Genomic DNA, 22859 nt, shown 5'->3' on the forward strand with positions numbered 1-22859 from the left:
CGCACATGTCGTGTGCGGCCCGAGGCTGCCGTCCGGGCCTACCGTACCCGGCTCGCTCCGTGCGCCCTGGCCAAGCCCGGAACCCGATACAGGACCGGTATCGCTACGTGCAACGATGTGAAGGGGACGTGAGCGGGTTCACTTCTTGGAGTTGATGACCGCCTCCATGACGTTCTTCGCGATCGGCGCGGCCAGGCCGCCGCCGGAGATGTCGTCACGGTTGGCGTTCTCGTCCTCGACCACCACGGCCACGGCGACCGGCGAGCTGTTGTCGCTGAGCTTGGCGTAGGAGATGAACCACGCGTAGGGGTTCGCGCTGTTCGCCACGCCGTGCTGGGCGGTACCGGTCTTGCCGCCGACGACCACTCCGTCACCGATCTGCGCCTTCTGACCCGTACCGCTCTTGACGACCGTCTCCATCATCGACTGCAGGATCTGCGCGTTCTGCGGGGACAGCGGCCGGCTCAGCTCCTCGGGGTCGGTCTTCGCGACCGGGTCGAGGTTGGAGGACTGCAGCTCGTCGACCATGTAGGGCTTCATCAGCTTGCCGTCGTTGGCCACGGCCGAGGCGACCATCGCCATCTGCAGCGGGGTGGCGGCGGTGTTGTACTGGCCGATGGAGGACAGTGCGGTCTGCGACGGGTTCATGTCGTCGGAGAACACCGAGGCGCTGGAGCGGACGGGGGTGAACTGCTCGGCGTCGAAGCCGAACTTCTTCGCCTCGTCCAGCATCTTCTCGTTGCCGAGGTCGGCGCCGATCTTGCCGAAGACGGTGTTGCAGGACACCCGCAGCGCCTCGCGCATGTCGGCGTCCTTGCAGGGGATGTTGCCCTCGTTCTTCAGCTCGGTGGTCGTGCCCTTCATGATGTAGGGCAGCGGCGAGTCGGTCTTCTCGTCGGCCGACTTGTACAGCCCGTTCTCCAGCGCGGCCGCCGCGGTGACCACCTTGAAGGTGGAGCCCGGCGGGTAGGTCTCGCGCAGTGCCCGGTTGAGGGCCGGGTCGGACGGGTCGTTCTTCTTCAGGATCTTGTTCCAGGCCTTGGAGTCCTTGTCCGTGTTGCCCGCGAAGGCCGACGGGTCGTACGACGGGTAGGAGGCCAGGGCCAGGATCTTGCCGGTGGAGGGTTCGAGGGCCACCACGGCGCCCTTGCCGCCCTGGGACTTCAGGCCGTTGTACGCGGCCTTCTGCGCGGCGGCGTTGAGCGTGGTGACGACGTTGCCGCCCTGCTGGTCCTTGCCGGTGATCATGTCGAGGGTCTTGCGGAAGAAGAGCCGGTCGTCGTTGCCGGTGAGGATGCCGTCCTCGATGCTCTCCAGCTGGTTGGCGCCGAATGCCTGCGAGGAGTAGCCGGTGACCGGGGCCCACATGGCCCCGTCCTTGTAGGTGCGCTTGTACCTGAAGTCGCCGCTCTTGGACTCGACCGACCCGGTTATGGGGTTGCCGTCCACGATGATGTCGCCCCGCGGGTTGGCGTACCGCTCGATGGTGACCCGGCGGTTGTCCTTGTCGCTGGAGAGCTGGTCGGCCCTCAGGTACTGGAGGTAGTTGTCGCGGATCAGCAGGGCCAGCACGAGCAGGCCGCAGAAGATCGCGATTCGGCGCAGGGGCTTGTTCATGACGGGCGGACCACCTGGGTCATCTCGGCGTCGGGGTTCGCGGCGGGGGCGGGTGCCGGGCGGCGGGCGGTGTCGCTGATGCGGATCAGGATGGCGATCAGCGCCCAGTTGGCCAGCACGGAGGAACCGCCCGAGGCAAGGAACGGCATGGTCATACCGGTCAGCGGGATGAGCCCCATGACGCCGCCGGCCACCACGAAGACCTGGAGGGCGAAGGCGCCGGACAGGCCGACGGCGAGCAGCTTGCCGAACGGGTCGCGGGCGGCGAGGGCGGTGCGTACGCCGCGTTCCACGATCAGCCCGTAGACCAGGAGGATGGCCATGATGCCCGCGAGGCCCAGTTCCTCGCCGAAGGTCGCGAGGACGAAGTCGGAGTTGGCGGCGAACTTGATCAGGTCGGAGTGGCCCTGGCCCCAGCCGGTGCCGAGGGTGCCACCGGAACCGAACGCCCACAGGGACTGCTGGAGCTGGTCGGAGTGGAGGATGCCGTCGTGGGTGACCTGACGGCTGAGCTGGTACTCGCGCATCGGGTCGAGCCAGGCCCGTACACGCGTCTGGATGTGCGGCTCGAAGCTCGCCACACCGACGGCGCCGACTGCGGACATCAGCAGACCGAAGACGATCCAGCTCGTCCGCTCGGTGGCGACGTACAGCATGATCACGAACATGCCGAAGAACAGCAGCGACGTACCGAGGTCGGTCTCGAAGACCAGGATGAGGATCGAGATCGCCCAGACGACGAGGATCGGGCCGAGGTCACGGCCGCGCGGCAGGTACAGGCCCATGAAGCGGCGGCTCGCGAGGGCCAGCGCGTCGCGCTTGACCATCAGGTAGCCCGCGAAGAACACGGCCAGGACGATCTTCGCGAACTCGCCGGGCTGGAGTGAGCCCAGGCCGGGGATGCGGATCCAGATCTTCGCGCCGTAGAGGTTGGCCCCGAGGCCGGGGATCAGCGGGAGGATGAGCAGGATCAGCGCGCCGAACATGGAGATGTAGGTGTAGCGCTGCAGGACGCGGTGGTCCTTCAGGAAGAACAGCACGGCGGCGAACAGGGCGATGCCGAAAGCGGTGTACAGCAGCTGGCGGGGGGCGGCCGGGGAGAATCCGCGCAGTGACTGCAGCAGCTTCGACTGGTCCAGCCGCCAGATGACCACCAGTCCGAGCCCGTTCAGCAGTGTCGCCAGCGGCAGCAGCAGCGGGTCGGCGTAGGCGGCGAACTTACGCACCACGAGGTGGGCGATGCCGGCCAGCAGGCCCAGGCCCAGGCCGTAGCCGAGCAGGCCGGCCGGGACCGATCCGTCGATGGCCAGGCCCACGTTGGCATAGGCGAACACCGGGATGACCACCGCGAAGACCAGCAGGGCCAGCTCGGTGTTGCGGCGGCTCGGTGCGCCGATGGCGCCGATCGTGGACGTGTGGTGCGTCGGTGTGTTCGAAGTACTGCTCATCGTGTGACAGGGCCTCTCACGGCGTGCTCACTGCTTGCCGCACTGATCGACGACCTTCTGCTCATTCTCGGAGAGGCTCGGGCCGGGGCTGGGCTTGGCGGTCGGGGACTTCGAGGGGGACGACGGGGACTTCGACGACGCCGACGGATTCGGCGTGGGTGATGCCTTGGACGTGAAGGAGGCCGGGGTGGTTCCCGTGGTGCCGCCGGCCTCGCCCTCGCCGGTCTTGGCGTTCTTCTCCGTCTCGGCGGCGGCGCGCTCCGCCTGCTTGCGGCAGGCGGAGGCCTGCACGGCCAGGGCGTCGACCTTCGCCCGGGCCTGGTCCAGGCCGACTGCCGTGATCGTGTTCTTGACCTGCTTCTGCTGGTAGGGCGGCAGGTACTTGAGTTCGATCTCGGGGTGGTCCTTCTCCACCTTGGACAGCGACACCCAGGCCAGGTCCTGGCTGATGCCGCGGTACAGGGCGACGTGCTCACCGTTGGCGCCGACGTAGTACTGGGTCTGCGTCCAGCGGTAGCCGCCGTACAGGCCGCCGCCGATCACGGCGAGGGCGAGGGCGCTGTAGAAGGATCTCTTCAGCCACCTGCGGTTCTTGCGCGGCTTGGTGAAGTCCTCGTCGGTGTAGTCCCCGTAGCCGTCGGTGGGGACGTAGCCGGTGGCGTCGCCGGAGCCGGGCGGGCCGAACTCGCCCCCGCCCCCCTGGCGGCCCAGGTGGGAGGCGCGGCCGGCCGGGGTCTGCATGATGCCGTTGTCGTGCAGGTGGTGCTGGTTCTCGGCGACGGCGCCGACCACGACCGGGGTGTCGGAGAGCTGCCCGGCGAGGGTGTCGCCGGTGTCCAGGTCGAGCACGTCGGCGATGATGACGGTGATGTTGTCCGGGCCGCCGCCGCGCAGCGCGAGCTGGATCAGCTCCTGCACGGTCTCCTGCGGGCCCTGGTAGCTCGCGAGGGTCTCCTCCATCGTCTGGTGGGAGACGACGCCGGACAGGCCGTCGGAGCAGATCAGGTAGCGGTCGCCGGCCCGGACCTCGCGGATGGACAGGTCGGGCTCGACGTGGTCGCCGCTGCCGAGGGCGCGCATCAGCAGGGAGCGCTGCGGGTGGGTGGTGGCCTCTTCCTCGGTGATGCGGCCCTCGTCGACGAGCCGCTGCACCCAGGTGTGGTCCTGGGTGATCTGGGTCAGCACCCCGTCGCGCAGCAGGTACGCGCGGGAGTCGCCGACGTGCACCAGGCCGAGCCGCTGCCCGGTCCACAGCAGGGCGGTGAGCGTGGTGCCCATGCCCTCGAGCTGCGGGTCCTCCTCGACCATGGTGCGCAGCTGGTCGTTGGCGCGCTGCACGGCGTGGCCGAGGGAGGTGAGGATGTCGGAGCCGGGGACGTCGTCGTCGAGCGTGACCAGGGTGGAGATGACCTCGGAGGAGGCGACCTCGCCGGCCGCCTGGCCGCCCATGCCGTCGGCGATCGCGAGCAGGCGGGGACCGGCGTAACCGGAGTCCTCGTTGCCCTCCCGGATCATGCCCTTGTGCGATCCGGCGGCGAAGCGCAGTGACAGACTCATGCGCACCTCGCCCGTCGGCTCCGGGTACAGCCGGTCGTGTCGAGCCACACTGCCCACCCTCCGGTCGGGAGCGCGCCGGAGACCGGGGTGCGGCCTGCCGCTGCGTGCTCGCTCCGCTCGCGCTCACTCATGACGTAGCACTACTTCCGCAGCTCGATGACGGTTTTGCCGATGCGGATCGGCGATCCCAGCGGGATCGGCGTGGGGGTCGTCAGCCGGGACCGGTCCAGGTAGGTGCCGTTGGTGGAGCCGAGGTCCTCGACGATCCACTGGCCGTCGCGGTCCGGGTAGATCCTGGCATGGCGGCTGGAGGCGTAGTCGTCGTCCAGCACGATCGTGGAGTCGTGCGCCCGGCCCAGGGTGATGGTCTGGCCCTGCAGCGCGACGGTGGTGCCGGTCAGGGTGCCCTCGGACACCACCAGCTTGGTGGGGGCGTTGCGGCCGCGCCGGCCGCCGCCCTGCTGGCCGCGCTGCTGGGGGGGCGCGGCCTGCTGCCGGGCGGCCTGCTGCGGCCGTGCCGCCTCCCTGCGCGCTCCGCGCTGGGTGACGCGTGTCCCGAACAGGTCACTGCGGATGACCTGCACGGCCACGATCACGAACAGCCACAGTACGGCCAGGAAACCCAGCCGCATGACCGTGAGGGTCAGCTCTGACATTGCCCCCGCTTCACCCTTCGGCTTGCCGGTAAATGATGGTGGTGCTGCCCACGACGATCCGCGAGCCGTCGCGGAGCGTAGCGCGGGTGGTGTGCTGCCCGTCCACCACGATGCCGTTGGTGGAGCCGAGATCCTGGATCGTCGAGGGCGTTCCGGTCCGGATCTCGCAGTGCCGGCGGGAGACGCCGGGGTCGTCGATCCGCACGTCGGCCTCGGTGCTGCGGCCCAGCACCAGGGTCGGGCGGGAGATCTGGTGGCGGGTGCCGTTGATCTCGATCCAGTAGCGGGTGCGTCCGCCGCTCATGGGCGCGGCCGCGGGCCGCTGGGTGGCGGGCTGCGGGTACCCGTAGCCGCCGGGGCGGGAGCCGGGCGGCGGTGCGGACGGCATGGGAGGTGCTCCGGAGGGAGCGGCGGGCGGGTAGCCGTAGCCGCCGCCCTGGGCGGCGGGGCCGGGGCGTCCGGCGGGCGGGCCGGCGGGCGCCTGCTGGCTGCTGGAGGAGGCCAGGGTGCGGCTGCGCACCCGGTACAGGCCGGTGTCCAGGTCGTCGGCCTTCTCCAGGTTGACCTTGATGGGGCCCATGAAGGTGTAGCGCTGCTGCTTGGCGTAGTCGCGCACCATGCCGGCCAGTTCGTCGCCGAGCTGCCCGGAGTAGGGGCTGAGGCGCTCGTGGTCGGGCGCGCTCAGCTCCACGATGAAGTCATTGGGCACGACCGTGCGGTCGCGGTTCCAGATGGTGGCGTTGTTGTCGCACTCCCGCTGGAGCGCGCCGGCGATCTCCACCGGCTGGACCTCGGACTTGAAGACCTTGGCGAAGGTGCCGTTGACCAGACCTTCGAGACGCTGCTCGAACTTCTTCAGGACTCCCATGGGGCACCTCCTCCGTCGCTGCCGTTGTGCCTTGCCCTGCTCTGTGCCTGCTGTGGGCCGCTGTCGCGCCCGTACTGCTCACTGATCGTATCTACGCGTCCGGTAATCAGCCGGTTCCCCCAGCGGCTCCCCTTCGAACTCCTGCAGACAAGGATCGTAGAGGCGGGCAAGGACCAGTGTCCCGCACCCGGCTGCGGACCCGGCCCGCCTCCTGGACAGATGACCGGGACCGGTACGAGGTTGATACGTGAACAGGCACTCCCTGATACGTGGGCCTTCACCTGCGCTCTCCTTACCCGGCCGGGCGGCAGGTAAGGGATGTGAATCGACCCCGTACGCCGTGCTAGTGTTCTCGATGTCGGAAGGGGCCGGGCCGAAAGGAACGGAGCCGGAGGACACACCCAATGCGCGGGTGGCGGAATAGGCAGACGCGCTGGATTCAGGTTCCAGTGCCCGCAAGGGCGTGGGGGTTCAACTCCCCCCTCGCGCACAGAGGGAGCACCGACGAGGTGTTCCGGCTGTACTGAGGGAACGGGCGGCATCGTGATCACGATGCCGCCCGTTCCCGTTTCTGTGGGCAGAGACACATGGGCCGTGCGCGGTCCGTGCCCGGGCGCGGGGATCTCCGGTTGCTCCGGGGGTGGGCCGCGGTGGCTGTGAGGAAGGTCTCAGGGTGGTGCGGCCCGCGGACCTCGGTCGATGGGGCCCGCCCGCTTTGACGTTTCCTTGACGGTCCGCCGACAGCGGGCCGATGGCCTCCTTGCGTAGTGTGGTCATCGGAGTGCCGGGAAGTCTGGTCGGCGAGGTCCCTCCTGTTTCTCTCACCGAGAGGTCTTCGCGTGGCTGTCAGTACCCGGGATGCCGTCGCATCGGCGACCGCCGTGTCTCCGCACGGTCGTGTCCCGCGCCGGTCCGTCCTCTTCTTCGCATTCGCCTTCGCGGTGATCGCCGATCCCGTGTCCTCCGTCGCGTACGCGATCGAGGCCGCGCTGCGTGCGCTGCACGGGGACCTGGCGCTGCTGCTGCCCACGATGAGCCTGGTCATCGGGCTGGTCGTCGTGGTCACCGCCAACTACTGGCAACTGGTGCGCCGCTTCCCCAAGGGCGGCGGCGCGGCCGCGGCCGCCGCGCGGGCGTTCGGGCCGCGGTGGACGTTCCTGCCCATCGGCGCGCTGGTGGTCGACTTCGTCCTCACCATCGGCATCTCGATCGCGGCGGCGTCGAGCGCGGTGATCGCCCTCTTCCCGGGGCTGGCGGCCTTCCGCGTCCCGCTGGCGCTGGTGCTGCTGGTCGTGGTGGCCGGGCTTACCTGGTTCGGGCACGGTGGGCGGCTGCTGTTCGCCGTGATGACCGTGGCGTTCGTGGTGGTCTCGGTGGCCGTGCTGTCCCTCGGCTTCTTCGCGCCCCACGCCACCGGCCACGTCGCGGCCACGCACGATCCCGGCCACTCGGCGATGCTCGCGGTGGTGCTGGCCTTCCCGGTGGCCATGGCCCTGGCCACCGGTGTCGAGGCGCCCTCCACCGCGATCGCCCAGCTCGGCCAGCTCGACGACGCCCAGCGCCGCCGCTTCGGCCGCGGCACCCTGGCCCTGCTCGTCGTGATCGTCGGCGGCCTCACCCTCGCGCTGACGGTGCTCGCCGTCCGGCTGCACATCGGCATCCCCGGCGCCGACTCCACCCAGATCGCCGACATCGCCCACGCCTCGGCCGGCCCGGGCTGGCTCTACGGCGCCTTCCAGCTCACCAGCTCGCTGCTCCTGCTGGCCGCCGCGAGCTCCTCCTTCCAGGCCGGGCCCGGTCTGCTGAAGGCCCTGTCCGGCACGCCGGAGCGGCCGGGCGTGCTGCCGCCGGTGCTCGGCCGGACCAACCGCCACCACACCCCCTACTGGTCGGTGGTGGTCTACCTGGCCGCGGCCGCCCTGATCATCGTCGCTGCGGCCGGCCAGGAGCAGGAACTCGTCCTCTTCTACGCCGTCGCGGTCTTCGTCAGCTTCCTGGTGGGCCTGCTGGCCATGAGCCGCTTCGCCCGCACCGAGAGCAAGCCCGCACTGGCCTGGATCAACGGGATCGCCGCGGCCGCTGTGGCCTTCACCCTCGTGGTGAACCTGCTGCGCGGCTGGCCGGTGCTGTCGATGGTGGCCACGCTCCTCATCGCCGCCGGCCTGTACGTCCGCTGGAACCGGGCCGGACGGCCCAGCGGCATCGAGGACGTCGAGGCGCAGGCGGAGGCGTAGGAGGACCGGACCGGGGCGGACCGGAACGAGGGGACCGGACTCGGGGAGGGCGGCGGATCCGGCCCTCGCGCCGGTTCACCGGGCGCCTGCGCGCCCCGCATCGGCGGCCCGGGCGGAGTCGTCCGTTCCGGCCCCGGGCCGGGCCGGCCGTCCAGGGGATTCTCAGGGGTTCCCGTGGTCGCGGGCGTAAGCGGCCAGGACGCGCCGGTGCGGGCCTCCGGTGTGCAGGAAGCGCTCGTCGAGCACCGTGGCGAGGTCGTCGAGGGCGGTGGCGAGCACGGCCGCGGCGCTCCGGTCGGCCGGGTGCTCGGCCCGCCTCGTCCGCTGGGCCAGGTCGGCGGCGTAGTCCAGGGTGAGGGCCAGCGAGATCTCACCGGGGCCGTCGTGGAAGTAGTAGGACTCGGGGTACTGCAGGAAGTCCACGCAGGTACGAGCGACATCGGCGGCGAGCTGGCCGAGGACGGCGGCACCGACGTCGGGGGCACCGGCGTCGGAGGCCGGTCGCCCGGCCGTCGGATCGGCACGGCGAAGCTGCGAGATGCGCAGGGCCAGCGCCCGCCGCCGGGCCAGGGCCGGGTAGATGCCGAGGATCCACGAGACGGTGGCGGTCAGCAGGGCGAAGCCGACCAGCGCCTCCAGCGGTGCGACGATGCGCAGCCAGTCGGCGGAGGGCGCGATGTCGCCGAGACCGAGCGTGGCGACGGTCACCAGCGACAGGTACAGGGCATCGACCGGGCCCGAGTACTCGGACGGCTCGGACGTGCCGGAGAAGATGAAGGCCTCCGGCATGTGCGGCCAGTACACCAGGGCCCAGCCCACGGCCACGGCGCAGGCCCACGTGGCCACCACGGACACCATGCCGACCGGGCCGGCCAGTCCGGCGGACCTGCTGCCTCTGCGGCTTCGGGTGGACAGCCGCCACAGCGCCGACATGACGGCCCGGCTCAGGCCCCCGTGCCGGGTGGGATGCCACAGGGTGTGGAACACATCCCGCAGGATCATCAGCACCACCGCCGCGCCGACCAGTGTGACCAGCCATTCCATGGAACCTCCCGGACTCGTCCGCCTCGGGTCCAGCATGGAGCCCGGCCCGCCCCGGAAGGATCACGCGCCGCGCCCGGTGCGCGGTCCCCCGCCCGATCGGGCCGTTTCGACGGCCCGATCGCGGCGTTCCGTGCCGGGGTGCCGGGGTGCCGGGGTGCCGGGGTGCCGGGGTGCCGGTGGGCTGGTGGGAGGCCGGGACGCGGTGGCGCGGGGCCGTCCGTCACGGGATCGGCCGGGGCTTCCCTCGCGCGTCTACGGTTCCCCCACGAGTCGGGTCCGCGCCCGTGGCTGCCGGCCGAGGAGTTCGGCCAGTCCCTGGCGGGTCGCCGCGAGCACCACCCGGTCCTCGGCGCGCAGCACGTAGCCGGGGTGCAGGTCCCACACGAGTCCGCCGACGCGGCCGGTGCGGTCGGGGGCCGGTGTCGCGGCGAGGTCGGGGAGCCGTTCGCCCGGCGCGGCCGTGTCCAGCGCCAGGACGCGCCAGGACCCGGGCCGGAACGACTCGGCGATGGTGCGCCCCTCCAACTGCGAGTGGCCCGCGACGTTCAGCGCGGCGAAGAGCAGCACGCGGCGCTCCACGGGGATCGCGCCGAGCACCTGGCGGCCCATCATGGCACCCGCGAAGGCGGGAGCCGCGAGGGTGGAGACGCTCCGGCTGCGGGTGACGGCCCGGGGGTGGGCGGCACGCAGGGTCCGGTGGACGACCGCGGCGAAGCCGTCGTCGTACAGCCGCAGGGTCACCCGCAGGTCCGGCCTGACGGAGCGCGCGTACAGGGCCGCTTCCAGGTTCGTCGTGTCGTTGCTGGCCAGCGCGAGCAGGGAGTGGGCGCGCCGGATCTCGGCCGAGTCCAGGACGCCTTCCTCGGTCACGTCTCCGATGACCGTGGGCACGCGCAGCCGGCGGGCGAGCGGGATGCCCCGCGCGTCCGGATCCTTCTCCACGCAGACCACGGGGATGCGCAGCTCCGTCAGCCGGGCCAGGACACGGGTGCCCACCTTGCCCAGGCCGAGCAGGACGACGTGGCCTGCCAGGCCGCGTGGCGGGCGGCGCAGGACGGAGGCGGTCCGGAAGGTGCCGAGCGCCTCCAGGACGGCCGCGAGCAGCACGGGCAGGAACAGCAGACCCGCCAGGCCGGCGATGAGCTGGAGGAGCTGGCGGGCCAGGGGCCCGTCGAGGGCCGGGTCGTCGATGGCGAAGACGTCGAGCACGGTGAGGTAGGCGGCGTGCACCGGGTGATCGCCGGTGGTCAGCCACGTCGCGACGGCCACCCCCAGCACACAGGCCGCGAGCCCGGCCAGCGACCAGAGCAGCCTGCGCGAGAACAGCGCGCCGACCGGCACCGCCCGGCCGGTCAGGCGGCGCGGCGGCGGGGCGGGGGCGGTGTGGGCGACTGCTTCCAGGACGACCATGCCGCGTCCCCTGGCGGCGGCGACCGCGTCGTCGTCCGGCAGCAGCAGGGGGGCCTCCCGGCCGCTGGTGTCCGAGCCCTCGGCTCCCGCCGGGTCGCTGGTCGTGGACGACAGCAGAGCCAGTGTGCACATGCCGGTGTCGGCGACCTGGCTGTCGCCGGGCGGCGTGCGCTCCACCGCACGCAGCAGCAGGCCGTCGGCCTGGACGACCTTGCTCGTGCCGGCGACGGCGGTGGCCGCCAGGGCGGGCGCCGCGGTGTCGGCGTCCGACAGGACGGTGGTGGAGGTGTCCAGGGCGTCCGGATCCAGACCGGGCACGGCGAGGACGGCGGCCTGGTCGAGGAGTTCCTCCAGGTGCTGGCCCAGCCGGCGGTTGTAGAGGCGGATGACCAGACGCAGGCGCGGGTTGAGGCGGCGGGCGGCCAGTGCGGCGTGGATGTTGGTCTCGTCGTCGTCGTGGACCAGCGCCAGCGCGGCGGCGTCCCGCACGGCCGCCGCGGTCAGGGTGGCCTCGTCGGGGTCGGCCGCTTCGATCACGTGCGGGGCGGCGGGGTCCTGATCGGCGGCCGAGGTCTCCGCACGGTTCATGACGGCCTGTACCCGGCTGACCAGAGCCGCGGCACGCCGTGTCGTGGGGGAGCCGTTCGTCCGTGTGGGCGGTACGACGAGGGTGACGCGCTCCCGGTACACCGTCGTGAGCTCGGCGGCCAGCCGCTCGGCCAGCGCGTCGTCCCCGCAGACGATCATGTGTCCCGCCCTGGGGACGCCCTGCGGGGGCTGGGGGATCAGGGCCATGCCTTCCGGCACCTCCGGGACAGACGGGGCGGATCGAGGTGGTGCCACCACGCCCTTCCGAATCGCCGACCAGGCTTCCCGGCACACCGCTGCGCAATGTAGTCGCTTCCGGCACGCGGCTGGAGGTGCGTGCCGGGCACTTCCGGGGCGCCGGAGGTTGCCGGTTCCCGGCATGCCGCGGCTGATCGCCCCGGCGGCGGGTTCCCGGTGCCGGGTCTCGCGGGCCCAGCGGCGGTCCGGCCGGTTCCGGGGAGAGCGCCCCGGCGCGGGGCGTCCGCGTCCGCGGCCCTTCGCCCGCGGCCGTTTCGCTGCGGCCTCTTTCGTGGCGTGCGACCTTCCCGGCGGTTCCTGCTGCCGGTGGGCGGAGGCGGGCCGTACTGAAGCCGGCTTCGCAAGGGGGTGGAGATGCCGGTCGAGCGCTTCGGGCCGTACGTCGTCCTGGAACAGCTTGCCAGCGGGGGCATCGGGCGCATCCTCGCCTCGGACCTCAAGGAGAACGAGGCCCCGAACCCGGCACCGGTGCCGCGTACACGCTGGGCCAGCCGCACCAGTTCCGTCGGGGCGCCACGACGGAACGGCGGCCGCGGGGCCCGGGTCCGAGCGGTGGGCCCGTGGCCGTCCGGGCCGGTCCTCACGGTGCGCAGGGCTCTCCGGTGCGGCGGCGGTGCGGGGGACGGCGCCTTCCACCGGCCCTCGGTTGTCCACAGGGTCTGACGCGTTCCGGCCGACGGCTGTACGGTCTGCACGAGTTGATGTTCGAGCGTGCGGGTGGGGGAGGCGGTCCTGATGACGGGATCCGGTGCGGAGGCGGCGGAGCGGGAGGTGCCCGGGCGGGAGGCGCAGCCGCCCCGGTTGCCGCGGGTGCGCGGCTTCGCCCAGTGGCCGCCGCAGGGTTCGCCCAAGAAGCAGGGCAAGGCGCTGCGCTCCGCCGTCCCACGTGACGCCCACCGCGTCCTCGACCTGGACGCCGGCCGCCCGGACGCGGTCACCGCGGTCGTGGAGTCCAACGCCGGCCGCATCCCCGAGCTGACGCCGATACGGGTGGGAAGGATGGCGGCCACCCCGTTCGCCTTCCTGCGCGGCTCCGCCGGTCTCATGGCGTACGACCTGGCCCGCACGCCGATGACCCGCATCGGCGCCCAGATATGCGGGGACGCGCACGCGGGGAACTTCGGCCTGTACGGGGACGCCCGCGGCAGCCTGGTCATCGACCTCAACGACTTCGACGAGACGGTGCACGGACCGTGGGAGTGGGACCTCAAGCGGCTCGCGGCCTCCCTGGTGCTGGCCGGACGGGAGGCGGGCGCCGACGAGGACGACTGCCGGGAGGCCGCCCAGGACGCGGTGGGCGCCTACCGGCGGACCATGCGGCTGCTGGCCAAGCTGTCCGTGCTGGACGCCTGGAACGCCATCGCGGACGAGGAACTGGTCTCCCACACGGACGCCCATGACCTGCTCGGCACGCTCGAGCGGGTCTCGGAGAAGGCACGGGCCAACACCAGCGGCCGGTTCGCGGCCAAGTCGACGGAGGAGACCGACGGCGGCGGACGACGCTTCGTCGACGCGCCGCCGGTGCTGCGCCGGGTCCCGGACGCGGAGGCGGCCGCGGTGGCGGCCGCCCTGGAGGCGTACGCGGCCACCCTCCCCGAGGACCGGCTGCCGCTGCTGGCCCGGCACGCGGTGCACGACGTGGCCTTCCGCGTGGTCGGCACGGGCAGCGTGGGCACCCGCTCGTACGTGGTCCTGCTGCTGGACCACCGCGGGGAGCCGCTGGTGCTCCAGGTGAAGGAGGCGCGTCCGCCGGCGCTCGCCCCGCATCTGGCCGCGGCCGGTTTCCAGACGCCGGCGGTGGAGCACGAGGGGCGCCGGGTCGTTCTCGGCCAGAAGCGGATGCAAGTGGTCAGCGACATCCTGCTCGGCTGGACCACGGTCGGCGGGCGGCCCTTCCAGGTGCGCCAGTTCCGCAACCGCAAGGGCAGCGTGGACCCGGCCGCGCTCGCCGCGGACCAGATCGACGACTACGGCCGCATGACCGGCGCCCTGCTGGCCCGCGCGCACGCCCACAGCGCCGACCCGCGCCTGATCGCCGGCTACTGCGGCAAGAACGAGGAGCTGGACGAGGCGGTCGCCGCCTTCGCCGTCGCCTACGCCGACCGAACGGAGGCGGATCACGGGGAACTGGTCGCTGGGGTGCGGGCGGGGCGGATCGCGGCCGAGACGGGCGTGTGACGGGGGTGGCGTGATGAAGTACGTCGAGCTGAGCGATCGTGAGGGGGAGGGGGCGGGGTTCGCCGACCCCCGGCCCTACCTCGAGCGGCTGCCCGTCCTCGCGGCCGAACTGCCGCCGGGTGCCCGGGCGTTCGCGATCGACCCCGGGCACTACGACTTCGGCGGCCGACGCTGTGTGCAGGACCTGCGGCCGTCGCGGGTGCGCCGCGGCGCGGGCGGGGACGTCGAGATCCGCTTCCGGCACGACTGCTTCAAGCACGACGAGGACCTCCTCGTCCGTTACAGCGGGGTCTCCCGCTTCCAGTCCGACGTCCTGGGCAGCTGCGACCCCGCCTCGCTCGGTGATGTGATCCTCGACGAGATCCTGCCGGGTCCGGGGGGCTGCACCCACGAGCTGGCCTGCCGGCCGGGCACGCTGGTGGTCGCCTGCCGTGACCTGGTGGCCGAGTGGATACCGGCCGACTGCCCCGACGCGGTGCCGCGCGCCTGAACCGGGTCGTGCGCGGCACCGGGTTCCGGCCGTGGCCTACGCTGGTCGGGTGACGACCCCGGAAGCTGAGCAGTCCCAGGCGCCGCGGCCCGAGGAACGGCTGGAACAGGCCGTACGGGCAGCCGAGCAGGCGTTGATCGAGTACGAGATCGCCGTGGAGACGTTCCGCGTCGAGGTCGAGAACTTCTCGCGGCTGCACGAGCAGAAGCTCGGCCCGCTCTATCTGCGCATCGAGCACCTGGACGCGGAGATCGCCGAGGCGAAGGCCGCCCGTACCGGGGACCCGGAGGACATCCGCCGCGCCGAGGAGGCCCGGGCGCACGTGCTGCCGATCCCCGGAGTCGAGGAGCTGCTGCACGGCTGGATGGACGGCCACGGCCTGTTCCCGGAGGCCTCCGCCATGCTCACCGACCAGGCGGTACGCCCGCCCGAGCGGGTGCGGCCCAGCGAGGAGGCCCGCAAGCTCTACCGCGAGCTGGCCCGCAAGGCCCACCCCGATCTCGCGCAGGCGGAGGACGAGCAGCAGCGGCGCGAGGAGTTCATCAGCCGCGTCAACGCCGCGTACGCCCGCGGCGACGAGGCGCTGCTCAGGGAACTGGCCGAGGAGTGGGCGGCGGGCCCGGTGCCGCCCGAGCGCCGGCCGAGCCCCGCCGACGAGCTGTACGCCCGGCTGGAGTGGCTCTCCCAGCGCAAGGAGCTGCTCACGCTGGTCGCCCGCGAGCTCGAGGAGGGTGCCATCGCCGGCATGCTGCGGCTGGCCCCGGACGACCCCGACGGTCTGCTCGACGAGATCGCCGGCCGGCTGCGCGCCGACATCGAGCAGCGGGAGACGGAACTGGCGGCCCTGCGGGCCCAGGACTGACCCGGCCGTCCTTCCGGTAGCGTCGGGGACATGAGTTTTGGAGCTGGGGTGCCCACCGTCGGGGTCACCGACCTCAACGACGACGACTTCCTGCTGGACGTCCGCGAGGACGAGGAGTGGCAGGCCGGTCACGCCGGCGGCGCGCTGCACATCCCCATGAGCGATTTCGTGGCCCGGTACGGCGAGCTGACCGAGGCCGCCCCGAGGGACGGCCGGGTCCATGTGATCTGCCGGTCCGGGGGGCGTTCGGCGCAGGTCACGATGTATCTGATCCAGCAGGGCGTCGACGCGGTGAACGTCGACGGCGGTATGCAGGTCTGGCAGGCCGCGGGCCGTCCCGTGATCACCGCCGGCGGGACGCCGGGCGCCGTGGTCTGATCCGCGACGTCCGGTTCGAGGCGTCCGGTTCGAGTCGGCCGGTTCGAGTCGGCCCGGACCCGGCCGGCTGGACCGACCTCCGGACCGACGTCCGTCCGGGTGGCCGGCGTGGCGATGGCCACGGCCTTCGGAGGTTCCCCGGGGCTGTGTCCGGTGGGCGCGGCTGAGTACCGTTCCGTGCGGGCGCCGCGCGGTGGTGCCCGTGCACCATGCGGCGCCTGTGGCGGGTGGCCGTACGACGTCGGCGGAAAATCGGGGATCGGGGCGGAATGGACGCGTACGACGAGGACTCGCGCTACCGGCGGGGGCCGGACGGGTCGACGGGGGCGCGTCTCCCGGAGAGCGGCACGGACAAGCACCGGCGGCCGGGAGCCGAGGAGGGAAGCGGCCCGCCTCTCGGCGCGGTCGCGGTCGCGGACGCGTCCTCGGCCGTGGCCGCCCGCGCGGCCGGGCAGCCCTCCGTGGACCCGGACCGCGCCGTCGGCGGCGCCGGGCCGGTCGATGCCCCGCCCGCCCCGCCCCGTACCGGCGTCGCCGCCCTCTCCCTCCGCTACCAGGTCGGCGCCGCGGTGGCGCTCGCGGCCGTCGCCGTAGCCGCCTGTGTGCACCTGGCGATGGTGTTCCTGAGCGTCGCGCCCGCGAACACGGTGACCAAGCAGCACGGCAAGGCGATCGAGGAGTGGGTGTACCCGGAGTTCGAGCAGAACTGGAAGCTGTTCGCACCGAACCCGTTGCAGCAGAACATAGCCGTGCAGGTCCGCGCCGAGGTGCGCACGGAGGACGGTGATCTGCGCACCACCGGCTGGACGGACCTGTCCGCCCGCGACGGCGCCGCGATCGACGGCAACCTGCTGCCGAGCCACACCCAGCAGAACGAGCTTCGCCGGGCCTGGGACTTCCTCGCCGCCACGCACGGCACCGACAACCGGCCCGTGGGCCTGCGCGGCGCGCTGTCCGAGACGTACATGCGCCGGATCGTGACGATGCGCCTGTACCGGGAGGACGCGATCGGCCGCCGGGGAGTCGTCCAGCGCGTGCAGGTCCGCTCCCGGACCACCAATGTGCAGCCGCCCGTGTGGAGCCGTGAACGGTTCTCGGGCAAGCCCGTCTACCGCGTGCTGCCCTGGTGGACGGTGACCGCCGACGAGGCCGCGGGAGGTGTGGCGTGAACGGTCTGTCCCTGACGCTCTCGCGGGGCATCGCCCGTGTCACCGAGTCGCCCCTCGGCCGGTACCAGAGCGCGGTGATCCGCATCGGCTTCTCCGGTACCTGGCTGCTGTTCCTGCTGCGCGAGTTCCCGCACCGCCGGGAGATGTACGGGCCCGACGGCCCCTGGGGCTGGGACCTCGCCCGGCAGCTCACCGACGACAACCACGCCTTCACGGCCCTGATGTGGTCCGGCACGGCGGCCTGGTTCGAGATCTTCTACGTGCTGGCGATCCTCGCCACGGCCGCGCTGCTGCTCGGCTGGCGCACCCGGACCGCGTCCGTGCTGTTCATGGTGGGTGTGCTGTCGCTGCAGAACCGCAGCGTCTTCATGGGCGACGGCGGCGACAACGTCCTGCACCTGATGTCCTTCTACCTGGTGTTCACCCGCTGCGGCCGGGTGTGGTCGCTCGACGCCCGGCGGGCGGACCGCGAGGCGTCGGCACGCGCGCGCGGGGAGCGGGTCCGCCCCGACCGGCTGGGGCCGGTGCTGTGGGCGGTGCTGGGGCTGGTGCTCGTCTGGGTGACACTGACGGGCCGGCTGTTCGACAACGGCCGGCTGCTGCCCGCGCTGCTGTGGACGGTCTGGGCCGTGCTCGGCCTGTGGGCGCTGGTGTGCCGCCGGGCGAGGTCCCCGGAACCGCGGATCCTGCTGGACGTGATCGCCAACGTCCTGCACAACGCCGCCCTGTTCGTGATCATGGCAGAGGCCTGCCTGATCTACGCCACGGCCGGCTGGTACAAGATCCAGGGCTCGCGCTGGCAGGACGGCACCGCCGTCTACTACCCGCTCCACCTGGACTACTTCTCGCCCTGGCCGGCCCTCGCCGACCTGATGTCGTCCAGCGGCACCATCATGATGGTGGTGACCTACGGCACGGTCATGGTGCAGGTCGCCTTCCCGTTCACGCTGTTCAACCGGCGGGTGAAGAACGTCCTGCTGGTGCTGATGATGCTCGAACACGCGGTGATCGCGGTCGTCCTCGGGCTGCCGTTCTTCTCGCTGGCCATGATCACGGCCGACGCCGTCTTCCTGCCGACGTCCGTCCTGCTGCTGCTCGGCGGGTGGGCGGCACGCGCGCGTGAGCGGCTGGTGCGGCGCGGCCGGCACGAGGACCCGGTGCTGCCTGCGCCGCGCGCCCCCGGGGAGAGCGCCCCGGGCGCGGCCCGGGAGCGGGCGCCGGGCCACGTAGGGTTCAACGCATGACCGATCCCCTGGCCCGCTGGCGGGCCGGCGCCGGTACCGCCGTGCTGCTGGACGGCTTCCACGCCCTCAAGCACGCGCTGCGCTTCGGCGCCCAGGTCCCGGTGGCGGTCACCACCGACCGCGGGGCGGCGCTCGCCCTCGCCGAGGAACTGGCCGCGGACGTCAGGGACACCCTGGACGAGCTGCTGACCGAGGTGTCCGCCGCGGCGTACGCCTCGCTCGTGCCGCGGCCCCATCCGACCGGAGTGGCGGCGCTGGCCGCGCGGCCGTCCCGGGCGGCCGGTCTGCGCTCGCTCGCCCGTACCCCGCGCCCGGCGCCCGTCGTGGTCCTCGACGACCCGCGGAACCTGGGCAACGCCGGCGCGGTGATCCGGCTGGCCGCCGGCTTCGGGGTGACCGGGGTGGTCACCACGGGCACGCTCGACCCCTGGCACCCCACCGTGGTGCGCGGCGGTGCGGGACTGCACTTCGCCACGACCGTGGAGCGGCTCGGGGCCGACGAGCTGCCCGCCGGACCGCTGTTCGCCCTCGACCCGGAGGGCGAGGACATCCGTGGGGTCGCGCTGCCCGACGACGCCGTGCTGGCCTTCGGCTCGGAGCGCAGCGGCCTGTCGCCCGAGGTGCGCGGGCGCGCCGACCGTCTGCTGGCACTGCCGATGCGCCCCCAGGTCTCCAGCTACAACCTGGCCACCAGCGTGGCCATGACGCTGTACCACTGGAGTGCCACCGGGGGCGCGGCGACGGCGCCCCCGGCGATCAGTTCCTAGTGCCGCGTCGGCCGGGGTTCGCCCCGTCGCGACGCCCGGCGGGCACTCCCGCCGCCCGTCGCCGAGGCCTCCCGCTTCGATCAGGAGTCGCGGCGGACCTCCACGACCCGGAAGCGGTTGGCCACGAACGCGCCGTCGGTGAGGGCCGCGTTCGCCGCCGGGTTGCCGCCCGAGCCGTGGAAGTCGGAGAAGGCGGCCGTCTGGTTCACGTACACCCCGCCGGTCAGGTTGAGCGAGAGCTGGGCGGCCTCCTCCAGGCAGACCTCCTCGACGGCCCGCTCGGCCTCCGGGTCCGTGGTGTACGCGCCGACCGTCATCGCGCCCTTCTCGCGGACCGTGCGGCGCAGCAGCTCCACCGCGTCGGCCACCGAGTCGACCGCGACGGCGAAGGAGACGGGGCCGAAGCACTCGCTCATGTAGGCGGCCTCGTCGTCCGCCGCCCCTTCCCAGAACTTCCGCGCGCCGTCCATCTTGACGATCACCGGCGTGCGGACCACCGCGCCCGGGAATTCCGGGTTGGTGATCTCCCGTGAGGCCAGGGCGACCTCGCCGAGGCCGGCGGCCGCCTCCAGGCGGGCCTTCACGTCCGGGTTGACGATCGCGCCCAGCAGGGCGTTCGCGCGCGCGTCGTCGCCGAGCAGGCCGTCCACGGCGCGGGCGAGGTCGGCGGTCACCTCGTCGAAGGTCTTGTGGCCCTCGTCGGTGCGGACGCCGTCGCGCGGGATCAGCAGGTTCTGCGGGGTCGTGCACATCTGGCCGCTGTACAGGGACAGCGAGAAGGCCAGGTTGGACAGCATCCCCTTGTAGTCGTCGGTGGACTCCACGACGACCGTGTTGACGCCTGCCTTCTCCGTGTAGACCTGCGCCTGGCGGGCGTTGGCCTCCAGCCAGTCACCGAAGGACGTCGACCCGGTGTAGTCGATGATGCGGATCTCGGGGCGGGTGGCGAGGGTCTTGGCGATGCCCTCACCGGGGCGCTCGGCGGCCAGCGCCACGAGGTTCGGGTCGAAACCGGCCTCGGTGAGCACCTCCCGCGCGACGCGCACGGTCAGCGCGAGCGGCAGCACCGCCCGGGGGTGGGGCTTGACCAGGACCGCGTTGCCGGTCGCCAGCGACGCGAACAGGCCCGGATAGCCGTTCCAGGTCGGGAAGGTGTTGCAGCCGATGACCAGGCCGATGCCGCGCGGGACCGGGGTGAACCGCTTGGTCAGCGCCAGCGGGTCGCGCTTGCCCTGCGGCTTGGTCCACTCGGCGGTGTCGGGGGTGCGGACCTGCTCCACGTACGCGTACGCCACCGCTTCCAGGCCGCGGTCCTGAGCGTGCGGGCCGCCCGCCTGGAGCGCCATCATGAAGGCCTGCCCGCTGGTGTGCATGACCGCGTGCGCGAACTCGTGCGTCCGGTCGCTGATCCGCTTGAGGATCTCCAGGCAGACCACCGCGCGCGTCTCCGCGCCCGCGTCCCGCCAGGCCCGCTGTCCGGCCTTCATCGCGGGCAGCAGCACGTCGAGGTCCGCGTGCGGATAGGTCACGCCGAGCTCGACGCCGTAGGGGGAGACCTCGCCGCCGACCCAGTCGTCCGTGCCGGGCTGGCCGAGGTCGACACGGGTGCCGAGGACGGCGTCGAAGGCGGCCTTGCCCGCCGCCGCGTCCAGGCTGCCCCGCTCCCCGTACGCCTTGGGGTGCTCGGGATGCGGGGACCAGTACGCGCGCGTGCGGATCGCTTCCAGGGCCTGGTCGAGCGTGGGCCGGTGCCTGGCGATCAGGTCGTGCGCGGTCAGTTCGGCGGCCATGCGGGACCAACTCCTCGTCTCAGGAACTCTTCCTCGAGTTCATGACCTGCGCGGAAACAGAGGCAGGAACGGACGGACAGGGCTAGAGTAACCGAACGATCGGTCGGGACAAGGGGGCCTGCCGCATCTGTGGACAACCCCGTGCGGGAGGATCGCGCACATGACAGCACTCGACCTCAGCAGCCCCGTGGCCGTCGTCGGCACCGGCACCATGGGCCAGGGCATCGCCCAGGTCGCGTTGGTGGCCGGCCACCCCGTGCGGCTCTACGACGCCCTGCCCGGGCGGGCCCGGGAGGCGGCCGACGCGATCGGCGCCCGCCTCGACCGGCTCGTGGCGAAGGACCGGCTCACCGCCGCCGACCGGGACGCGGCCCGTGCCCGGCTCACGCCCGCGGAGAGCCTGGCCGAGCTGGCCGACTGCGCGCTGGTCGTGGAGGCCGTCCTGGAGCGGCTCGACGTCAAGCAGCGGCTCTTCGGCGAGCTGGAGGACGTCGTCTCCGAGGACTGTCTGCTCGCCACCAACACCTCGTCCCTGTCCGTGACGGCCATCGGAGGCGCCCTGCGCAGCCCCGGCCGCTTCGTGGGCCTGCACTTCTTCAACCCGGCCCCGCTGCTGCCGCTGGTCGAGGTCGTCTCCGGGTTCGCCACCGACGTCACGTCGGCCACGCGCGCCTACGAGACCGCGCGTGCCTGGGGCAAGACGCCGGTGGCCTGCGCGGACACCCCCGGATTCATCGTCAACCGCATCGCCCGGCCGTTCTACGCCGAGGCGTTCGCGGTGTACGAGGCCCAGGCCGCCGACCCCGCGACCATCGACGCCGTCCTGCGTGAGAGCGGCGGCTTCCGGATGGGCGCGTTCGAGCTGACCGACCTGATCGGGCAGGACGTCAACGAGTCCGTCACCCACTCGGTCTGGCAGTCCTTCTTCCAGGACGTCCGTTTCACGCCCTCGCTCGCCCAGCGCCGCCTCGTGGAGTCCGGCCGCCTCGGCCGCAAGGCGGGGCACGGCTGGTACGACCACGCGGAGGGCGCCGAGCGCCCCGAGCCGCACACCGCCGAGAAGCGGCGGCCGCCCGCCCACGTCACCGCCGAGGGCGGACTCGGCCCCGCCGCCGAACTGCTCCCCCTGATCCGCGAGGCGGGCATCCAGGTCCGCGAGGAGGACGAGGACCACGGCACCCGCCTGGTGCTGCCGAGCGGCGGCCAACTGGTGCTCGCCGACGGCCAGACGTCCGTGGAGTTCCGTGACGTGGTCTACTTCGACCTCGCCCTGGACTACCGCCGGGCCACCCGCATCGCCCTGTCCGCCTCCCAGGACACCTCGCCGGCCACCCTCGCCGAGGCCGTCGGCCTGTTCCAGGCGCTCGGCAAGGACGTCAGCGTCATCGGCGACGTCCCCGGCATGATCGTCGCCCGCACGGTCGCGCGGATCATCGACCTCGCCCACGACGCCGTCGCCAAGGGCGTGGCCACCGAGGAGGACGTCGACACCGCGATGCGCCTGGGCGTCAACTACCCGCTGGGGCCCTTCGAGTGGAGCCGCGGGCTCGGCCACGGCTGGGCCTACGACCTCCTGGACGACCTGCACCTGCGCGACCCCTCCGGCCGGTACGCGCCGTCCCTCGCGCTGTACCGCCACGCGTACGCCACCGACAAGCGGGAGGGGACCCCATGACCACCGCCAGGCGCGACACGTACACCCCCGAGACGCTGCTCTCGGTCGCCGTGCAGGTCTTCAACGAGCGCGGCTACGACGGCACCTCCATGGAGCACCTCTCCCGGGCCGCCGGTATCTCCAAGTCCTCGATCTACCACCACGTCAGCGGCAAGGAGGAGCTGCTGCGGCGGGCCGTCAGCCGGGCGCTGGACGGGCTGTTCGGGATCCTCGAGGAGGAGCCCGCGCGCGAGGGGCGGTCCGCCGACCGGCTCGAGTACGTCGTGCGGCGCATGGTCGAGGTGCTCATAGCCGAGCTGCCCTACGTGACGCTGCTGCTGCGGGTGCGCGGCAACACCGAGACCGAGCGCTGGGCGCTGGAGCGGCGCCGCGACTTCGACCACCGGGTCGCCGCCCTGCTGCAGGCCGCGGCCGCCGACGGGGACGTACGCGGTGACGTGGAGGTGCGGCTGGCCACCCGTCTGGTCTTCGGGATGATCAACTCCGTCGTGGAGTGGTACCGGCCCGACAGCCGGGGCGTCAGCGGCCGCGAGGTGGCCGACGCGGTGGTCCGCCTCGCCTTCTCGGGCCTGCGGCAGGACTGAGCCCGCCGCTCCCGCCCCGGATCCGCCCCCCCCGGCGCGTTT

General features: G+C 72.5%; 18 protein-coding genes and 1 tRNA gene. 11 read left to right on the forward strand and 8 right to left on the reverse strand.

Going from position 1 to position 22859, the window contains the following annotated elements; all coding sequences use genetic code 11:
- Positions 1–138: 138 nt before the first annotated feature.
- From MXD57_RS04975 to MXD57_RS04995, 5 genes are all read right to left on the reverse strand, one after another.
- Positions 139–1617: a peptidoglycan D,D-transpeptidase FtsI family protein gene (locus tag MXD57_RS04975; protein ID WP_250400033.1), complete on the reverse strand. Its 1479-nt coding sequence runs from the start codon at positions 1615–1617 to the stop codon at positions 139–141.
- The gene (locus tag MXD57_RS04980; RefSeq protein ID WP_250400034.1) at positions 1614–3065 is read right to left on the reverse strand and encodes an FtsW/RodA/SpoVE family cell cycle protein; all 1452 of its coding nucleotides are present in this window, start codon (positions 3063–3065) and stop codon (positions 1614–1616) included. Before MXD57_RS04980 ends, MXD57_RS04975 begins: the two co-directional genes overlap by 4 nt.
- 27 nt (positions 3066–3092) lie before the next feature.
- On the reverse strand, positions 3093–4670 hold the full coding sequence (locus MXD57_RS04985) for a Stp1/IreP family PP2C-type Ser/Thr phosphatase (protein WP_250400035.1): 1578 nt from the start codon (positions 4668–4670) through the stop codon (positions 3093–3095).
- Positions 4671–4762: 92 nt separating this feature from the next.
- Complete coding sequence (locus MXD57_RS04990; RefSeq protein ID WP_250400036.1) at positions 4763–5278, reverse strand: FHA domain-containing protein FhaB/FipA; 516 nt, start codon at positions 5276–5278, stop codon at positions 4763–4765.
- 10 nt (positions 5279–5288) lie between these two features.
- Positions 5289–6146 carry an FhaA domain-containing protein gene (locus tag MXD57_RS04995; protein ID WP_250400037.1) on the reverse strand — a complete coding sequence of 286 codons (858 nt, stop codon included), beginning with the start codon at positions 6144–6146 and terminating at the stop codon, positions 5289–5291.
- Between the two features lie 406 nt (positions 6147–6552).
- Between MXD57_RS04995 and MXD57_RS05000 the strand changes: the two genes are divergently transcribed.
- Together MXD57_RS05000 and MXD57_RS05005 are read left to right on the forward strand one after the other, a co-directional pair.
- Positions 6553–6636, forward strand: a tRNA-Leu gene (locus tag MXD57_RS05000).
- Positions 6637–6985: 349 nt separating this feature from the next.
- Complete coding sequence (locus MXD57_RS05005; protein WP_250400038.1) at positions 6986–8380, forward strand: amino acid permease; 1395 nt, start codon at positions 6986–6988, stop codon at positions 8378–8380.
- A 162-nt stretch (positions 8381–8542) separates the two neighbouring features.
- Here MXD57_RS05005 and MXD57_RS05010 read toward each other — a convergent pair whose 3' ends face one another.
- Both MXD57_RS05010 and MXD57_RS05015 read right to left on the reverse strand, forming a co-directional pair.
- The gene (locus MXD57_RS05010; protein ID WP_250400039.1) at positions 8543–9424 is read right to left on the reverse strand and encodes a potassium channel family protein; all 882 of its coding nucleotides are present in this window, start codon (positions 9422–9424) and stop codon (positions 8543–8545) included.
- A 252-nt stretch (positions 9425–9676) separates the two neighbouring features.
- Positions 9677–11629, reverse strand: coding sequence for a potassium channel family protein (locus tag MXD57_RS05015; RefSeq protein ID WP_250400040.1), 1953 nt, complete (start codon positions 11627–11629; stop codon positions 9677–9679).
- Between the two features lie 786 nt (positions 11630–12415).
- On the opposite strand from MXD57_RS05015, the gene MXD57_RS05020 reads away from it, so the two are divergent.
- The 7 genes from MXD57_RS05020 (at position 12416) to MXD57_RS05050 (ending at position 18768) form a co-directional block, all read left to right on the forward strand.
- A complete protein-coding gene (locus MXD57_RS05020) occupies positions 12416–13858 on the forward strand; it encodes a DUF2252 domain-containing protein (RefSeq protein WP_250400041.1) in 1443 nt (480 codons plus the stop codon).
- Positions 13859–13871: 13 nt separating this feature from the next.
- Positions 13872–14348: a hypothetical protein gene (locus MXD57_RS05025; RefSeq protein WP_250400042.1), complete on the forward strand. Its 477-nt coding sequence runs from the start codon at positions 13872–13874 to the stop codon at positions 14346–14348.
- Positions 14349–14397: 49 nt separating this feature from the next.
- Positions 14398–15210: a hypothetical protein gene (locus MXD57_RS05030; protein ID WP_250400043.1), complete on the forward strand. Its 813-nt coding sequence runs from the start codon at positions 14398–14400 to the stop codon at positions 15208–15210.
- A gap of 48 nt (positions 15211–15258) precedes the next feature.
- Positions 15259–15588 carry a rhodanese-like domain-containing protein gene (locus tag MXD57_RS05035; protein ID WP_250400076.1) on the forward strand — a complete coding sequence of 110 codons (330 nt, stop codon included), beginning with the start codon at positions 15259–15261 and terminating at the stop codon, positions 15586–15588.
- A 269-nt stretch (positions 15589–15857) separates the two neighbouring features.
- On the forward strand, positions 15858–16757 hold the full coding sequence (locus MXD57_RS05040) for a DUF5819 family protein (protein ID WP_250400044.1): 900 nt from the start codon (positions 15858–15860) through the stop codon (positions 16755–16757).
- A complete protein-coding gene (locus tag MXD57_RS05045; protein ID WP_250400045.1) occupies positions 16754–18001 on the forward strand; it encodes an HTTM domain-containing protein in 1248 nt (415 codons plus the stop codon). Before MXD57_RS05040 ends, MXD57_RS05045 begins: the two co-directional genes overlap by 4 nt.
- A complete protein-coding gene (locus MXD57_RS05050) occupies positions 17998–18768 on the forward strand; it encodes a TrmH family RNA methyltransferase (RefSeq protein ID WP_250400046.1) in 771 nt (256 codons plus the stop codon). The genes MXD57_RS05045 and MXD57_RS05050 overlap by 4 nt, the downstream gene beginning before the upstream one ends.
- Positions 18769–18848: 80 nt before the next feature.
- Here MXD57_RS05050 and paaN read toward each other — a convergent pair whose 3' ends face one another.
- Positions 18849–20558: a phenylacetic acid degradation protein PaaN gene (gene paaN / locus MXD57_RS05055; protein WP_250400047.1), complete on the reverse strand. Its 1710-nt coding sequence runs from the start codon at positions 20556–20558 to the stop codon at positions 18849–18851.
- 160 nt (positions 20559–20718) lie between these two features.
- On the opposite strand from paaN, the gene MXD57_RS05060 reads away from it, so the two are divergent.
- Together MXD57_RS05060 and MXD57_RS05065 are read left to right on the forward strand one after the other, a co-directional pair.
- A complete protein-coding gene (locus MXD57_RS05060; protein WP_250400048.1) occupies positions 20719–22233 on the forward strand; it encodes a 3-hydroxyacyl-CoA dehydrogenase in 1515 nt (504 codons plus the stop codon).
- Positions 22230–22817, forward strand: coding sequence for a TetR/AcrR family transcriptional regulator (locus MXD57_RS05065; RefSeq protein WP_250400049.1), 588 nt, complete (start codon positions 22230–22232; stop codon positions 22815–22817). The genes MXD57_RS05060 and MXD57_RS05065 overlap by 4 nt, the downstream gene beginning before the upstream one ends.
- Positions 22818–22859 lie beyond the last annotated feature (42 nt).

The sequence above is a fragment of the Streptomyces cellostaticus genome, assembly GCF_023630175.1.
GTDB lineage: Bacteria > Actinomycetota > Actinomycetes > Streptomycetales > Streptomycetaceae > Streptomyces > Streptomyces cellostaticus_A.

Excerpts from the sequence above, each read along its gene's own strand:
- MXD57_RS04975 (WP_250400033.1), bottom strand. The coding sequence starts at position 1,617 with ATGAACAAGCCCCTGCGCCGAATCGCGATCTTCTGCGGCCTGCTCGTG.
- MXD57_RS04980 (WP_250400034.1), bottom strand. The coding sequence starts at position 3,065 with ATGAGCAGTACTTCGAACACACCGACGCACCACACGTCCACGATCGGC.
- MXD57_RS04990 (WP_250400036.1), bottom strand. The coding sequence starts at position 5,278 with ATGTCAGAGCTGACCCTCACGGTCATGCGGCTGGGTTTCCTGGCCGTA.
- MXD57_RS04995 (WP_250400037.1), bottom strand. The coding sequence starts at position 6,146 with ATGGGAGTCCTGAAGAAGTTCGAGCAGCGTCTCGAAGGTCTGGTCAAC.
- MXD57_RS05010 (WP_250400039.1), bottom strand. The coding sequence starts at position 9,424 with ATGGAATGGCTGGTCACACTGGTCGGCGCGGCGGTGGTGCTGATGATC.
- MXD57_RS05015 (WP_250400040.1), bottom strand. The coding sequence starts at position 11,629 with ATGGCCCTGATCCCCCAGCCCCCGCAGGGCGTCCCCAGGGCGGGACAC.
- MXD57_RS05020 (WP_250400041.1), top strand. The coding sequence starts at position 12,416 with ATGACGGGATCCGGTGCGGAGGCGGCGGAGCGGGAGGTGCCCGGGCGG.
- MXD57_RS05025 (WP_250400042.1), top strand. The coding sequence starts at position 13,872 with ATGAAGTACGTCGAGCTGAGCGATCGTGAGGGGGAGGGGGCGGGGTTC.
- MXD57_RS05040 (WP_250400044.1), top strand. The coding sequence starts at position 15,858 with ATGGACGCGTACGACGAGGACTCGCGCTACCGGCGGGGGCCGGACGGG.
- MXD57_RS05050 (WP_250400046.1), top strand. The coding sequence starts at position 17,998 with ATGACCGATCCCCTGGCCCGCTGGCGGGCCGGCGCCGGTACCGCCGTG.
- paaN (WP_250400047.1), bottom strand. The coding sequence starts at position 20,558 with ATGGCCGCCGAACTGACCGCGCACGACCTGATCGCCAGGCACCGGCCC.
- MXD57_RS05060 (WP_250400048.1), top strand. The coding sequence starts at position 20,719 with ATGACAGCACTCGACCTCAGCAGCCCCGTGGCCGTCGTCGGCACCGGC.
- MXD57_RS05065 (WP_250400049.1), top strand. The coding sequence starts at position 22,230 with ATGACCACCGCCAGGCGCGACACGTACACCCCCGAGACGCTGCTCTCG.